This window comes from Nocardioides sp. BP30 (assembly GCF_029873215.1).
In the GTDB taxonomy this organism is placed as follows: domain Bacteria; phylum Actinomycetota; class Actinomycetes; order Propionibacteriales; family Nocardioidaceae; genus Nocardioides.
This window is the reverse complement of the sequence record NZ_CP123620.1, coordinates 456,656-471,742: the sequence shown is the minus strand read 5'-3', so window position 1 is coordinate 471,742 and position 15,087 is coordinate 456,656. Positions and strand designations below refer to the sequence as shown.

The window sequence follows — 15,087 nt, the reverse complement described above, 5'->3', positions numbered from 1 at the left end:
GTACGGCCTGAGGACGAGCCTCCCGCTCCGGCCCTCAGCCCTCCACCCGCCAGGGCTCGCCCCAGCGCTCCCCGAAGACGAACTGCTCGAGCGGCTTGCGGACCCGGTCGCGCCGCTCGCGGGCGGCGTCGTCCTCCGAGACGTCCTGATGGCTCCCGCGCGCGCCCACGGCGATGCCGGTGAGCAGCTGGAAGTGCGCCGGTACGCCGAGCTCGCGGGCCACCGCCTCCTGGTCGAAGCCGGCGAACTGGTGCACCCACAACCCCATCGAGGCTGCCTGGACGCTGAGGTGGGCGGCGGCCTGGCCGACGTCGTAGTAGGAGTACGTCGGCCACTTCGGCCCGTTGCCCTCCTCGTCCGCCGCCACCTGCGCGAGCGCGAGGAAGACCACCGACGCCCGCGGCACCCAGCCGGAGTTGCCCCGGGACAGGTGGCGCACGAGGACCTGGTGCGCCGCGTTCCCACGCTCGGCGACGACGAACGCCCACGGCTGGCCGTTGCCGGCGCTCGGGGCCCACTGCGCGGCGTGCAGCAGCGCCGCGATCTCCTCCTCGCCGAGGGTGTGCGTGGCGTCGAAGACGCTCACGCTCCAGCGTCCACGCAGGTGGTCGGTCAGTCCCTCGGCGCCGCGACCGGGCGCGCGCAGCAGTTCACTCATGACGCCATCCTCCCTTGTCATGTTTGTCGATCGACACAGTGTCCAACAGTGTCCACCACCGGCCAGGACCGGCCATCGCTGGATCCGAGACACCGCCGTAACACGACCCACCTAGGGTGCCGCCATGTCCGCCGACCTCGCCCGCGTGCTCGATTGGTGGCGCAGCGGCGCCCCGGTCGCCGTCGCGACGGTCGTGGCCACCTCGGGATCGGCGCCCCGGCTGCCCGGCTCCTGGATGGCGGTCGGTCCCGGCGGTGCGGTGGTCGGCTCGGTCTCGGGCGGTTGCGTCGAGGGCGATGTGTACGAGGTCGCGCGCGAGGTGGTCGAGACCGGTACGCCGACGCTGCGGCGCTACGACGTCACCGACGACGACGCGTTGGGCGTCGGCCTGACCTGCGGCGGCCGGATCGAGCTCTTCGTCGAGCGGCTCGACAGGGCCGGCTTCCCCGAGCTCGACGCGATCGCGGACGACCTGCAGGCCGGCCGGCCCGTCGCGGTGGCGACGCTGATCGAGCACCCGACCGCGCCTCCCGGGAGCCGACTCGTCCTGCGTCCCGGCGACGCCGATCGACTCCGAGGAGAGCACCGCACCGCGCCGGTCCTGGGCGGCCGACGCCTCGACGAGGCCGTCCGGGACGACGCGGCCGGCATGCTCGCCCAGGGCGCCAGCGGTGTCCTCGCCTACGGACCCGACGGCGAGCGACGCGGGGAGGGCACCCGGGTCTTCGTGCGCAGCCTCGCCAGCCGGCCGCGCCTGCTCGTCTTCGGAGCGACCGACTTCGCCGCCTCGCTCGCGACCGTCGCCGGCTTCCTGGGCTACCGGGTGACGGTGTGCGACGCCCGCCCGGTCTTCGCCACCCCCGAGCGCTTCCCCACCGCCGACGAGGTCGTCGTCGACTGGCCCCATCGCTACCTCGCCAAGGAGGCCGAGCGCGGCGAGATCGACGCACGCACCGCTCTGTGCGTGCTCACCCACGACCCGCGCTTCGACGTACCGCTGCTGCGGGTCGCGCTCGACCTGCCGCAGCCGGCCTACATCGGCGCGATGGGCTCGCGGCGCACCCACGAGGACCGGGTACGGCGCCTGCTCGAGGCCGGTGCGACCGCCGGGCAGCTGGCCCGGCTGCGCAGCCCGATCGGGCTCGACCTCGGAGCGCGCACGCCGGAGGAGACGGCGCTGTCCATCGCCGCGGAGATGGTCGCCGCGCGCTGGGGCGGCTCAGGGGCCTCGCTCTCCGGCACGGGCGGCCCGATCCACCACGCCGCGGCCGGGTGAGCCGACCGCTCAACGAGGGACGTCGACGTCCTCACCGCTCGCGAGGTCGTCGCACGGCACGTCGAGCACCGGGTGGTGGCGCAGGTACGCCCGCGCGCCCCTGTCGCCCACCGCCGAGGCGATCACCCCGGGCCAGTGCGCCCGGCCGAGCAGCACGGGGTGCCCGGGACGGCCCCGGTAGCTCGCCCGCGCGAGGGCGTCGGTGGAGGCGTGGCCCGCCACCCGCCGGACGACGTCGGCACCGACGTCGGGCAGGTCGACGAGGTGCACCAGCGCCGCGTCGCCCACGATCGCCGCCAGCCCCGCGCGCAGCGAGGCACCCATGCCCTCGGCCCAGTCGGTAGCCCGCACGACGGCGACGCCGGCAGGCACGAGCGGCAGCGCCTCGTCGTACGCCGCGCCGAGCACGACCGTCACGGTGTCGCAACCGCCGTCGCGCAGCACCCCGACCGCCCGCTCGAGGGCGCCGGGCACGAGCGCTTTCGGCATGCCGAAGCGTCTGCCCTCGCCGGCCGCGAGCAGGAGTCCGGTGATCGATCCAGCCATCGCGCACCATCATCGCGCGGTGTCCGCGGAACATCGCTGAAACAACCGTTCCCTAGCGTGGGGCCATGCTGAACCAGACGTTGCAGCTCGGCCAGGGACCGATCAGCGGCAGCTACCTGCCCAGCACGGTCGACGGGCTGATCTGGGGGCGGCTGCCGTGCGCGGCGGACGCACCGGCCCTCACGATCGACCCGGGCGAGGAGGTCACCGTCGACACCCTGAGCCACGAGGGACTGCTCGAGGACCAGGGTCGCGACCCGCGGCGGTTCTTCGCGGCGTACGACGTGGAGGTGCTCGACGACGCCGTCGCCCTGGCCGCCAGCGACCTGCCGCACACCCCCGGCGTCGACGGCCCGCACGTGGTGAGCCGGCCGATCGAGGTCGCCGGCGCACGGGTGGGCGACCTGCTCGCGATCACCGTCCTGGAGACGACACCGCGGGTGCCCTACGGCGTCGTGTCGAACCGGCACGGCCGCGGCGCCCTGCCCGGCGAGCTGCCGCGTGCCGGCATCCCGGTCCACAGCGCTTTCGTCCGGGTCAGCGACGACGGGCGGCACGGCCTCCTGCCGCTGCGCGAGCAGGCACCGGGCGACGGGCCCGCTCCGACGGTGCGCTTCGAGCTGGCGCCCTTCCTCGGCATCATGGGGGTCGCCGTACCGGGCCGGGATCGGCCGCACTCGGTCCCGCCCGGCCCGCACGGCGGCAACATCGACATCCGACTGCTCACCGCCGGCGCGACGCTCTACCTGCCCGTCCAGGTCGACGGCGCGCTCGCCTACGTCGGCGATCCGCACTTCGCCCAGGGCGACGGCGAGGTGGCGCTGACGGCGATGGAGGCGAGCCTGCGCGCCCGGCTGCGCCTCGACGTCGTCGCGCGCGAGGACGCCCTCGAGCGGTTCGGCGAGTTGGCCGGCCCGCTGGCCGAGACCGCTGAGTTCCTCGTGCCCACCGGCCTGGACGAGGACCTCGACCTCGCCGTGGCCAACTGCGTACGCGCCGCGATCTCGCTGCTGCAGGCGCGCTACCGGATGGACGAGCAGCTCGCCTACGCCTACCTCTCGGCGGCGACCGACTTCCGGATCTCCCAGGTCGTCGATCTGGTGAAGGGCGCCCACGCGACGATCCGCAAGGCAGACTTCACCTCATGAGCGGCCAGGTGCTACGACCCGTCCCGGACGGCCTGATGGCGGCGTTCCGGGCCTACGAGAGCGCGCTGATGAACGACGACGTCGCGATGCTCGACCGGCTGTTCGCGCCCGGCCCCACCACGCTGCGCGCGGACGCCCACGGGCTGCTCGTGGGTCACGACCAGATCAGCGCCTTCCGCAGCGGTCGCGGCGGTGCGCCCCAGCGCACGCTCGTGCAGACCCACCTGCAGGTCATCGACGACGACCACGTGCTCATCATGGCCGTCACCCAGCTGACCCGCGGCGGCCGCGGGCAGCAGACGCAGCTGTGGGCGCGCTCGGCCGACCGGTCGGCGGGCGTCGCCGGCTGGCAGGTCACCGCCGCACACGTCGCCGTACCCGCCCCGGCGCTCGACACCCGCATCTGGCGGGTGGTCGGCGACCCGCTCGTGCCCGCCACGGTGCCCGACGGGCCGCTCAGCGGTGAGACGGTCGCGGTCAAGGACCTGTTCGCCCTGGCCGGGCACGCCGTCGGCGCCGGCAATCCCGACTGGCTGCAGCACGCGGCCCCCGAGCCGCGGCACGCCGCGGCCGTCCAGGCGCTGCTCGACGCCGGCGCCGAGGTGCGCGGCATCGCCCGCACCGACGAGTTCGCCTACAGCCTGGCCGGCCAGAACGCCCACTACGGAGCGCCGCCGAACCCGCGCGCACCCGGTCGCATCCCCGGCGGCTCGTCCTCGGGCTCGGCGAGCGCCGTCGGCCTCGGGCACGCCAGCGTCGGGCTCGGCACCGACACCGGCGGCTCGATCCGGGTGCCCGCCGCCTACCAGGGTCTCTTCGGCATCCGGACGACGCACGGAGCCGTCGACCGCACCGGCGTCATGCCGCTGGCGCCGAGCTTCGACACGGTCGGGTGGCTGACCCGCACCTCCGCCGAGCTCGCGGCGGTCGGGGACGTGCTGCTGCCGCCCTCGGAGACGGTCGGCAGCACCGAGCTCGTGGTGGTGCCGGACCTGCTCGGCCTCGCCACGGCCGAGGTCGCCGACGCTGTCCGGGCCTGGCTGCCGGACCGGGCGGCCTGGGAGGTCTGGCCGCTGGACCGGCACGGGGAGTGGCTCGAGGCGTTCCGGACCTGGCAGGCCCACGAGGCCTGGCAGGAGCACGGTGCCTGGCTGGGCTCGCGGCTCGACGTCCTCGGCGCTGACGTCAGGGGTCGGTTCGAGGCGGCCTCGCGGGTCGGCGCGGCCGACGCCGAAGCGGCCCGTCGCACCGTGGCCGACGCCCGCGACGTCATCCGCGACCTGGTCGGGACCCGGATCCTGGTGCTGCCCAGCGCCGCCTCGGTCGCGCCGACCCCCGCAGAGGCCGGCGCGGCGCGCGAGACGACCATGCGGTTGACCTGCCTGGCCGGCCTCGGCGGCCTGCCGGCGCTGAGCCTCCCACTCACCACCCGGGCCGGTCTGCCGTGCGGCGTGTGCCTGGTGGCGGGCCGGGGTCGCGACCGCGATCTGCTCGACCTCGCCCGGGAGTTGATGCCGTAACGAGGCTGAAACGACCTTTTCAACGCCCGTTACAAGCGTTCCATATGGTCGCTCCATGGAGTTGGCGGAGTTCAACGCGATGGCGGCCACGCAGGCCTCGGCGCTGGTGCGCGCCTGCGCGGGGATCGAGTCGTTCGTCGCCGCGATCGTCGGTGCCCGCCCGTACGCCGACGTCGACACCCTCCTGGCCACCGCTCGGGTCCAGGCCGCCGGCTGGACGCCCGCCGAGGTCGACGCGGCGCTGGCCGACCATCCGCGCATCGGCGAGCGTCCGGCAGGGTCCACCGCCACCGCGGCGCTCTCACGCGGTGAGCAGGCCGGCCTGAGCGACGCCGACGACGAGCTGCGCCGGCGCCTGGCCGAGGGAAACCGTCGCTACGAGAGCCGGTTCGACCGGATCTACCTGGTCCGTGCCGCCGGCCGATCGGGTGAGGAGCTGCTCGCGCTGCTCGAGGATCGGCTCGGCAACGACGAGGCGACCGAGCGCGAGGTGGTCCGCGAGCAGCTCGCCGAGATCGCGCTGCTGCGGCTCGCCGGTCTGGTCGAGCAGGATGCGCCCATGACCTCCATCAGCACCCACGTCCTCGACGCCGCCCGCGGGCTGCCGGCGGCCGGACTTCCCGGCACGCTCCAGCTTCCCGACGGCACCACCCGCGACGTCGTCACCGACGACGACGGGAGGGCCCGGATCGAGGGTGAGGTCCCGGCGGGGACGCACCGCCTCAGCTTCGCCACCGGCGGCTGGTTCGCGGCCCAGCAACGCGCCACCTTCTACCCCCGTGTCGAGATCGCCTTCGACGTCACCGCGGGCGAGCACCACCACGTCGCCCTGCTGCTCAGTCCGTTCGCCTACACCACCTACCGCGGGAGCTGAAACCATGACCGGCGCCATCAAGGTCGGACCGAACCAGTACGGCAAGGCCGAGGTGCGGGTCGTCCGCGTCACGCGCGACACCCCTGTGCACCGCATCGAGGACCTCAACGTCACGACCCAGCTGCGCGGTGACTTCGACGCCGCGTTCACCGACGGCGACAACGCCCACGTGCACGCCACCGACACCCAGAAGAACACCGTCTACGCGCTCGCCAAGGAGCTCGGCGTGGGCTCGCCGGAGGACTTCCTGCTGGCCCTGGGGCGGCACTGGATGGGGCAACCGTGGGTCGAGGGCTGCCAGATGAAGGCCGAGCAGTACTCCTGGGAGCGGATCGTGGCCGACGGCGGCCCGCACGACCACTCCTTCCTCCGCTCCGGCCAGGAGACCCGGACCGCCGTGGTCCAGTACGACGGGGAGGACGCGTTCGTGCTCGGCGGCCTGACGGACGCGGTCGTCCTGAAGAGCACCGGATCGGAGTTCCACGGCTTCCCGCGCGACCGCCACACCCTGCTCGCCGAGACCGACGACCGGATCCTGGCCACGTCGGTCACCGCGTGGTGGCGGTACCGGTCCGACGCGGTGAGCGCGGGCGGGCTGGACTACAACGCGCTCTACGACGCGATCCGGGCGCTCATGCTCGAGCGGTTCGCGCAGCTGCACTCCCTGGCGCTGCAGCAGACGATCTTCGAGATGGGCAAGGCGGTGCTGGAGCGCTTCGAGGAGGTCGCCGAGATCAGGCTGAGCTGTCCCAACAAGCACCACTTCCTGGTCGACCTCTCCCCCTTCGGGCTGGAGAACCCGAACGAGGTCTTCTTCGCCGCCGACCGGCCCTACGGGCTCATCCAGGCGACAGTCCAGCGCGAGGGCACGCCCGACGAGCCGCGTGCCTGGGCCGCCGTCCCGGCGTTCGCATGAGCGGGCCGCGATGAGGATCGACGCCGTCCGTGGCGGCCGGGTGCTGATCGGGGACGAGTTCGTCCCGGCGACGCTGCGCCTCCACCACGGCCTGATCGAGGAGATCGGCCCGCTGGAGACACACGTCGACGGGCTGGTCCTGGAGGTCCCCGACACGGCGTACGTCGTGCCCGGCATCGTCGACACCCACGTGCACATCAACGAGCCGGGACGCACCCACTGGGAGGGCTTCCGCAGCGCGACCGAGGCGGCGGCGCTCGGCGGCGCGACGACGCTGGTCGACATGCCGCTGAACTCGGTGCCGCCGACCACCACGCTCGCCGGACTCCGCGCCAAGCACGAGGCCGCGGCCGGGCAGCTGATGGTCGACGTCGGCTTCTGGGGCGGTGCCATCCCCGGCAACCTCGACGACCTGGAGCCCCTGTGGGAGGCGGGCGTCTTCGGGTTCAAGTGCTTCCTGGCGCCCTCGGGCGTGGACGAGTTCCCGCCGCTGGACCCGGCCGGCTTCAGCGCCGCCCTCGCCGAGATCGGCAGGCTCGAGGCACTGATGATCGTGCATGCGGAGGACGCCCGCATCCTGGAGCAGCACGCGCCGAGCGCCGGCAGCCGCGCGTACGCCGACTTCCTGCTCAGCCGCCCCGACGACGCCGAGCTGGCCGCGATCCGCCAGGTGATCGACGGGGCCCGTGAGACCGGTGCGCGCGTCCACATCCTGCACCTGTCCTCGGCGCGCGCGCTGGACCTGATCAAGGCCGCCAAGGACGAGGGGCTGCGGCTGACGGTGGAGACCTGCCCGCACTACCTGTGCTTCGACAGCGAGCACATCCCGGACGCCTCCCCGCAGTTCAAGTGCTGTCCGCCGATCCGCGACGCCGGCAACCGCGAGGAGCTCTGGCAGGCGCTGCGCGCAGGCGTCATCGACACCGTCGTCAGCGACCACTCGCCCGCGACCGCCGAGGAGAAGGGCCGCGGCGACGGCGACCTCAACCAGGCCTGGGGCGGTGTCTCGGGCCTGCAGGTCGGCTTCAGTGCGGTGGCCTTCGAGGCGCGCCGTCGCAACATCGGGCTCGCCCAGGTCAGCCGATGGATGTCACGCAACACCGCCGACCAGGTCGGCCTGGTGCGCAAGGGCCGCATCGAGGTCGGCGCCGATGCCGACCTGGCCGTCTACGACAGCGGGGTGGAGTTCCGCGTCGAGGCCACCCGGCTGGCGCACCGCAACCCGATCTCGGCGTACGACGGACTGCGCTACGGCGGCCGGATCACGCGCTCGGTCGTGCGCGGCGACGCCATCGACGTCGAGCGTCCCGACCACGCCTGGGGACGCCAGCTCAGGAGGACCTCATGACCATCCCCGCGCCGTTGTCGATGCCGCCCCGGCTGCTGATGGGACCCGGCCCGATCACCGTCGACCCGCGCGTGCTGCAGGCGATGTCGGTGCAGATGGTCGGCCAGTTCGACCCGGCGATGACGGCGGCGATGAGCGAGGTGATGGCGCTCTACCGCACCGTCTTCGCCACCGCGAACGAGCAGACCCTCCTGGTCGACGGGACCGCCCGTGCCGGCATCGAGGCAGCGCTGGTCTCCCTCATCACGCCCGGAGACCGCGTCCTGGTCCCCATCCTCGGGCGCTTCGGGCACCTGCTCGCCGAGATCGCTGGACGCTGTGGCGCCAAAGTGCACACCGTGGAGGTGGCGTGGGGCGAGGTGGTCCCGCTGGAGATGCTGGAGGAGGCGCTGCGGACGGTCCGTCCGGCGCTGGTCGCCGCTGTCCAGGGCGACACCTCGACCACGATGTGCCAGCCGCTCGCCGAGCTCGGCACGCTGTGCCACCGCTACGACGCCCTGCTGTACGTGGACGCCACCGCCTCGCTCGGCGGCAACCCCTTCGAGACCGACGCCTGGGCGATCGACGCCGCCACCGCGGGGCTGCAGAAGTGTCTGGGCGGTCCTCCCGGTGGCGCGCCGATCACGCTGTCCGGCGACGCGGTGGCGAGGATCCTGGCGCGCCGGCACGTGGAGGCCGGCATCCGGGAGGGCGACGACGTCGACTCCGGCGTACGGATCGGGTCGAACTACCTCGACCTCGCCCAGATCATGGACTACTGGGGCCCGCGCCGGCTCAACCACCACACCGAGGCCACCTCGATGCTCTACGCGGCGCGGGAGTGCGCGCGGCTGCTCGTCGCCGAGGGGATGGACGCGGTGATCGCGCGGCACGCCCTGCACGGCCGCGCGATGCTGGCCGGTGTGGAGGGGCTGGGGCTGCGCGTCTTCGGGGATCGGGCCCACAAGATGACCAACGTCGTCGCCGTGCACATCCCCGACGGCGCCGACGGGGACGCGGTCCGCAGCGGACTGCTCGCCGACTTCGGCATCGAGATCGGCACCTCGTTCGGACCGCTGCACGGCAAGGTCTGGCGGATCGGGACGATGGGCTACAACGCCCGCAAGGACGCGGTCCTGCTCACCCTCGCCGCGCTCGAGCAGGTGCTCCGCTCGGCGGGTGTCGCGGTGCTCGGCGGCGGCGGTGTCGGAGCGGCCCGCGAGGTCTACCAGGAGGCAGCGCTGTGACCGGTCCCTCCCCCGACGGCGGCGTCACCGGCGCGGCCGAGGTGCTGCGACGATGCGCCGAGCTCGACCGCTACTCCGCCAGCCCGACCCACCTCGAGCGGACGTACCTGACCGCCGAGCACGCCGCCGCCAACGCCGCCGTCGCGGCGTGGATGCAGGCGGCCGGGCTGCGCACCCGGGTGGACGCGGCCGGCAACCAGTACGGCCGGCGTGAGGCGGGCCCGTCCGCCGCCGGGGGGCCGGCGCTGCTGCTCGGCAGCCACCTCGACACCGTCCCCGACGCGGGGTCGTACGACGGCATGCTCGGCGTGCTGATGGCGATAGCGGTGGCGCAGCGGCTGCGCGACGTCGAGCTGCCCTTCGCGCTCGAGGTGGTCGGGTTCAGCGACGAGGAGGGCGCCCGCTTCGGCAAGGCGCTGCTCGGCAGCCAGGCGGCCGCCGGGACCTGGGACCCGGCATGGTGGGAGCTGCGCGACGAGGCCGGGGTGACGCTGCGCGAGGCCTTCCTCGCCTTCGGGCTCGACCCGGACCGGATCGGGGAGGCCGCCCGCCGCCGGGAGGAGCTCGTCGGCTACCTCGAGGCGCACATCGAGCAGGGTCCCGAGCTCGAGGCGGCCGACCTCTCCCTCGGCTACGTCACGACGATCGCCGGCGCCCGACGCTTCCAGCTCACGGTCCTCGGCGAGGCCCGGCACGCCGGCGGGACGCCGTACGAGCGCCGCCTGGACGCGCTCGTGGGCGCGTCCGAGGCGATCGTGGTGATCGAGCGCCTCGCCCGGGCGAGCGCGTGCATCGCCACGGTGGGCAAGATCGCCGTGCACCCCGGGGCCGTCAACGTCATCCCCGGCCGGGCCGACTTCAGCCTCGATCTGCGCGCGGCGACCGACGACGAGCGCGACGCCATGTGGAAGCGGATGGAGGAGGAGATCACCGCGCTGTGCGAGGCGCGCGGCCTCGGCTTCAGCGCCGAGGAGACCCACCGCGCCTTCGCCGCGCCGTGTGCCCCGTGGCTCCAGGACGCCGTCCGTGCGGGCATCGCCGCCGCCGACGACAGCTACCCGCCCGGGGTCGAGCCGCGCGGGCTGTGGAGCCGCGCCGGGCACGACGCGATGGCCGTCGCCGCCATCGCCGACATCGGGATGCTCTTCCTCCGCTGCTTCGACGGGATCAGCCACCACCCGGGCGAGGACGTCCGCGAGATCGACGTGGCCCGCGGGATCGACGCCCTCGAGGCGGCGGTCCTCGACGTCGCTCGCACCATCCGGGAGCGCCGATGAGCGGCCGCGCTCTCGGGCACCGCATCGACGAGCGGATCACCCTGCACTACGACACCCTGCCGCCGCAGGAGCGGCGCGCCGCCGACATGCTGCTGGCCCAGCTCGACGACCTGGCCACCTACCGCGCCGCGGAGCTCGCGAGCCTGGCCGGGGTGTCCAAGGCGACGATGAGCCGGCTCTTCCGCTCGCTCGGCTTCGCGGACTTCGACGAGGTCCGCGACCACCTGCGCGGTCTCCGGACCGCCGGCGAGCCGCGTCGTACGGACGGGGCACCGAGCCTGTCCGGCCACGCCGAGAGCGAGGGCGAGGCCATCCGGTACGTCCTGGAGAGCGCCCCGATCCCCGAAGCAGTCCGGCTCCTCGCCGGCGCCGAGCGGATCCTCGTCGTCGGGTGGCGCAACAGCTACCCCGTCGCCCTGCACCTGCGTGAGCAGCTCGCCCAGATCCATCCCAGTGTGTCCGTCGGGCCGCAGCCCGGCCAGACGATCGGCGAGGAGCTCGCCGGCATCGGCGGTGCCGACGTCGTGGTGGCGGTCGGCTTCCGCCGCCGCCCCGCCGGCTTCTCGGCGTTCGTCGGCGAGGCGCTGCGCACCGGTGCGGCGGTGATCGTCTTCGCCGATCCGACCGGGTCGGCCTACCTGGCCCGGGCGACGGTGCCGCTGGAGTGTCCCGTGCAGGGCGAGCTGGCCTTCGACTCCTACGCTGCCGCGATGAGCCTGGTCAGCGCCCTAGCCGACGGCGTCCTGGAGTCCCGCGGGCGCGAGGCCCGGGAGCGGGCCTCCGCGATCGCGTCGGCCTACGACCGGCTCACGGAGGTGGAGTGATGGACCTGGCGATGGTCACGAGCTACCGCGTCCCGCGGACCCGCACGGAGCTGTCGCTGACCCCCGGGGAGCGCGTGGTCGGCGGCGGCACCTGGCTCTTCTCCGAGCCGCAGCCCGACGTCAACGGTCTGGTCGACCTGCAGGGGCTCGGCTGGCCGGTCTGGGAGGAGCTGCCGGACGGCGGGGTCCGGATCGGTGCCACGGCGACGATCGCCCAGCTGCTCGCCGCGCCGTGGCCGGATGCGCCGTGGCCGGAGGCGTCGGCGCAGCGGCTCGCCGCCCAGTGCGCTGATGCCCTGCTGATGTCGTTCAAGGTGCAGCGCGCGGCGACCGTCGGCGGCAACCTGGCCCTCGCCCTGCCCGCCGGCGCCATGATCGCCCTCACCGCCGCGCTCGGGGGCGAGGTGGTCGTCTGGCGCGCCGGCGGCGAGCGCCGCCAGCCGGTCGAGGCGTTCGTCGTCGGACCCGGCGCCACCACGCTCGCGACCGGCGAGGTCATCCGCGCGATCGAGCTGCCCGGCAGCTCGCTGCGCGCGCGAACGGCGTTCCGACGCCTCGCCCTGAGCGAGCACGGCCGCTCCGGCATCGTGGTGGTCGGCCGGCGCGACGCCGGTTCGTCCGATGTCACGATCACGATCACCGGTGCGACCGGGCGGCCGGTGGTGCTGCGGCTGCCGGCCGACGCCACGCCCGCCGACGTACGGGCGCTGACGCGCCGCATCGAGGTCTGGTACGAGGACCCGCACGGTGCCGCCGACTGGAAGGCAGCCGTCAGCACCGCCTTCGCCGAGGAGATCCTCGCCGAGCTCGCCGAGGAGCGCCGATGAGACTGGACGGTCACGACGTCGGCTCGCTGCCCGAGCCCGGCCAGTGCCTGCGCACGTGGGTGCGCGAGCACGGCGGCCTCGGTGTGAAGAAGGGCTGCGACGCCGGTGACTGCGGCGCCTGCACGGTGCTGCTCGACGGCGACCCGGTGCACTCCTGCGTCACCCCGGCGATGCGCGCGGTGGGCCGCGAGGTCACCACCGTCGCCGGGCTCGGCACACCCGAGGAGCTCAGCCCGGTCCAGCAGCGGTTCGTGGACGCGGCGGGCTTCCAGTGCGGGTTCTGCACCGCCGGGTACGTCGTCACCGCCTCGGCGCTCGCCGACGAGGAGGGCCGTGTCGTCGACGTCGACGTGGACAGCGCGTTCAAGGGCAACCTGTGCCGCTGCACCGGCTACCGCTCGATCCGCGACGCGCTCGGCGGCCGGACCAACGTCTGCCGTGGCAGCGGTGGCAGCGGTGGCAGCGGTGGCGTGTTCGGGGCAGCGGTGGCGGCGCCGGCGGGACCGCTGATCGTCACGGGTCGCGAGCCCTACAACCTCGACCTGCCCGACGCCGGATCGCTGCACGTCAAGGTGGTCCGCAGCACCGTCGCGCACGGCCGGATCACCCGGATCGACGCCTCCGCCGCCCGTGCACTGGAGGGCGTCCGGCTGGTGCTCACCCACCACGACGTACCGGACACGCTCTACTCCACCGCCCGGCACGACAGCCGGCTCGACGACCCCGACGACACCCGGATGCTCGATGAGGTGGTGCGGTTCGAGGGCCAGCGCATCGCCGTGGTGGTGGCCGACTCGGTCGCGCTCGCCGAGCGCGGCGCCGCCCTGGTCGAGGTCGAGTACGAGGTGTGGCCGGCCGTCTTCGATCCCGAGTCCGCCCGCACGGCCGGCGCGCCGCTGCTGCACGGCGAGAAGGACCCGGCCTCCTCGAGGATCGCCGCGCCCGAGCGCAACGTGGTCGCTGCCGCGCACGGCGAGGTCGGCGACGTCGACGCCGGCCTGGCTGCCGCCGCCCACGTGGTCGGTGGCACCTGGCGCACCGCCCGGATCACGCCGGCCAGCCTGGAGACCCACGGCGCCCGCGCCTGGCTCGACGACGACGGTCGGCTGGTCGTGCGGACGAGTACGCAGGTGCCCTTCCTGGTCCGCGACGAGCTGGCGCGGCTGCTCGAGCTGCCGGCGGACCGCGTCAGGGTCTTCGCGACCCGGGTGGGCGGGGGCTTCGGCGGGAAGCAGGAGCTGCTGGTCGAGGACGTCGTGGCCCTCGCCGTCCTGCGCCTGGCGGAGCAGGGCGTGCGCGCGTCGGTGCAGTGGGAGCTGACCCGTGAGGAGCAGTTCGTCGCGGTGCCCTGCCGGCACCCGATGCGGGTGGCCGTCGAGGTCGGCGCCGACGCCGACGGCGTGCTGACAGCGCTGAAGGTCGACGTCCTCAGCGACACCGGCGCCTATGGCAACCACGCGATCGGCGTGCTCTTCCACGGCTGTCACGAGTCGATCGCCCTCTACCGGTGCGCCAACAAGCGGCTCGACGCGGAGGCGGTCTACACCAACAACGTGCCCAGCGGCGCCTTCCGCGGCTACGGCCTGGGACAGGTCATCTTCGGCATCGAGTCGGCGCTGGACGAGCTGGCCCGCGAGGTGGGCATCACGCCGACCGAGCTGCGCCGGCGCAACGTCGTGCGGCCCGGGGACGACTTCGTCGTCAACGGTGGCGCGGACCGTGACCTGATCTTCGGCAGCTACGGTCTGGACCAGTGCCTCGATCTGGTCGAGGACCACCTCGCCGGGGGCGGGGGCGAGGAGGCGCCCGCCGGCTGGCTGGTCGGCGAGGGGATCGCCGCGGCGATGATCGCCACCATCCCGCCGCGCGGCCACCATGCCGACGCGAGCGTGACGGCGGAGATCGACGGCTGCGTCACCGTGCGCGCGGGGACCGCCGAGTTCGGCAACGGCACCGCCACCGTGCACGTGCAGATCGCCGCCGAGGAGCTCGGCGTCGAGCCGGACCGGGTGCGTCTCGTCACCTCGGACACCGACGCGGCCGGCTACGACACCGGCGCCTTCGGCTCGGCCGGGTCGGTCGTCGCGGGGATGGCGGTGCAGCGCGCTGCCGTCCGGGTGCGCGAGCTCCTGGCCGCGGGCGCGGCGCTGCCGGTCACCGCCACCGGGGAGCACCACGGCAGCCCCCGATCGGTGGCGTTCAACGTCCACGGCGTGCGGGTGGCGGTGGAGCCGGGCACCGGCCGGGTCCGGGTGCTGGCCTCGGTCCAGGCGGTCGACGCCGGGGTCGTGATCAACCCCGAGCAGCTCCGCGGGCAGGTCGAGGGCGGGGTGGCCCAGGGCTTCGGCAGCGCGCTCTACGAGGAGATCCGGATCGAGCAGGGACACGTGGTCACCCGCACGCTGCGCAACTACCGGCTGCCGCAGATCGGCGACATCCCGCACACCGAGGTGCTCTTCGCCGACACCTACGACGAGCTCGGCCCACGGGGCGCCAAGTCGATGAGCGAGGCGCCGTACAACCCGGTGGCGCCGGCCGTCGCCAACGCGATCCGCGACGCCATCGGCGTACGCCCCCACGAGCTGCCGATGAGCAGGGACCGGGTGTGGCGGCTGATGGCCACCCGGCGCGGGGAGTGAGGCGGGGC

13 protein-coding genes are annotated in these 15,087 nt (G+C 74.1%); 11 read left to right on the top strand and 2 right to left on the bottom strand.

What is annotated here, in order from left to right:
- Positions 1-34: 34 nt before the first annotated feature.
- Entirely contained in the window at positions 35-658 is a 624-nt protein-coding gene (locus P5P86_RS02135) for a nitroreductase family protein (protein ID WP_280609633.1), read from the bottom strand.
- A 124-nt stretch (positions 659-782) separates the two neighbouring features.
- On the opposite strand from P5P86_RS02135, the gene P5P86_RS02130 reads away from it, so the two are divergent.
- Positions 783-1,934, top strand: a complete 1,152-nt coding sequence (locus tag P5P86_RS02130) for an XdhC family protein (RefSeq protein ID WP_280609632.1) — start codon at positions 783-785, stop codon at positions 1,932-1,934.
- 9 nt (positions 1,935-1,943) lie between these two features.
- Here P5P86_RS02130 and P5P86_RS02125 read toward each other — a convergent pair whose 3' ends face one another.
- Positions 1,944-2,480 carry a nucleotidyltransferase family protein gene (locus P5P86_RS02125; RefSeq protein ID WP_280609631.1) on the bottom strand — a complete coding sequence of 179 codons (537 nt, stop codon included), beginning with the start codon at positions 2,478-2,480 and terminating at the stop codon, positions 1,944-1,946.
- Positions 2,481-2,545: 65 nt separating this feature from the next.
- On the opposite strand from P5P86_RS02125, the gene P5P86_RS02120 reads away from it, so the two are divergent.
- The 10 genes from P5P86_RS02120 to P5P86_RS02075 are packed head-to-tail and all read left to right on the top strand — an operon-like array spanning position 2,546 to position 15,079.
- Positions 2,546-3,628 carry an acetamidase/formamidase family protein gene (locus P5P86_RS02120; protein ID WP_280609630.1) on the top strand — a complete coding sequence of 361 codons (1,083 nt, stop codon included), beginning with the start codon at positions 2,546-2,548 and terminating at the stop codon, positions 3,626-3,628.
- Positions 3,625-5,148 carry an AtzH-like domain-containing protein gene (locus tag P5P86_RS02115; protein ID WP_280609629.1) on the top strand — a complete coding sequence of 508 codons (1,524 nt, stop codon included), beginning with the start codon at positions 3,625-3,627 and terminating at the stop codon, positions 5,146-5,148. Before P5P86_RS02120 ends, P5P86_RS02115 begins: the two co-directional genes overlap by 4 nt.
- 55 nt (positions 5,149-5,203) lie before the next feature.
- The gene (gene uraD / locus P5P86_RS02110; RefSeq protein ID WP_280609628.1) at positions 5,204-6,022 is read left to right on the top strand and encodes a 2-oxo-4-hydroxy-4-carboxy-5-ureidoimidazoline decarboxylase; all 819 of its coding nucleotides are present in this window, start codon (positions 5,204-5,206) and stop codon (positions 6,020-6,022) included.
- Between the two features lie 4 nt (positions 6,023-6,026).
- Positions 6,027-6,938: a factor-independent urate hydroxylase gene (gene pucL, locus P5P86_RS02105; protein WP_280609627.1), complete on the top strand. Its 912-nt coding sequence runs from the start codon at positions 6,027-6,029 to the stop codon at positions 6,936-6,938.
- A 10-nt stretch (positions 6,939-6,948) separates the two neighbouring features.
- Complete coding sequence (allB, locus tag P5P86_RS02100) at positions 6,949-8,286, top strand: allantoinase AllB (RefSeq protein ID WP_280609626.1); 1,338 nt, start codon at positions 6,949-6,951, stop codon at positions 8,284-8,286.
- Positions 8,283-9,512, top strand: coding sequence for a (S)-ureidoglycine--glyoxylate transaminase (locus P5P86_RS02095; protein ID WP_280609625.1), 1,230 nt, complete (start codon positions 8,283-8,285; stop codon positions 9,510-9,512). Before allB ends, P5P86_RS02095 begins: the two co-directional genes overlap by 4 nt.
- Positions 9,509-10,789 (top strand): allantoate amidohydrolase, encoded by a 1,281-nt coding sequence (locus tag P5P86_RS02090; protein WP_280609624.1) that lies wholly within the window; start codon positions 9,509-9,511, stop codon positions 10,787-10,789. The genes P5P86_RS02095 and P5P86_RS02090 overlap by 4 nt, the downstream gene beginning before the upstream one ends.
- Entirely contained in the window at positions 10,786-11,613 is an 828-nt protein-coding gene (locus tag P5P86_RS02085; RefSeq protein ID WP_280609622.1) for a MurR/RpiR family transcriptional regulator, read from the top strand. The genes P5P86_RS02090 and P5P86_RS02085 overlap by 4 nt, the downstream gene beginning before the upstream one ends.
- The gene (locus tag P5P86_RS02080) at positions 11,613-12,440 is read left to right on the top strand and encodes an FAD binding domain-containing protein (RefSeq protein ID WP_280609620.1); all 828 of its coding nucleotides are present in this window, start codon (positions 11,613-11,615) and stop codon (positions 12,438-12,440) included. The genes P5P86_RS02085 and P5P86_RS02080 overlap by 1 nt, the downstream gene beginning before the upstream one ends.
- Positions 12,437-15,079 (top strand): molybdopterin-dependent oxidoreductase, encoded by a 2,643-nt coding sequence (locus tag P5P86_RS02075; RefSeq protein WP_280609618.1) that lies wholly within the window; start codon positions 12,437-12,439, stop codon positions 15,077-15,079. Before P5P86_RS02080 ends, P5P86_RS02075 begins: the two co-directional genes overlap by 4 nt.
- Positions 15,080-15,087: the final 8 nt, after the last annotated feature.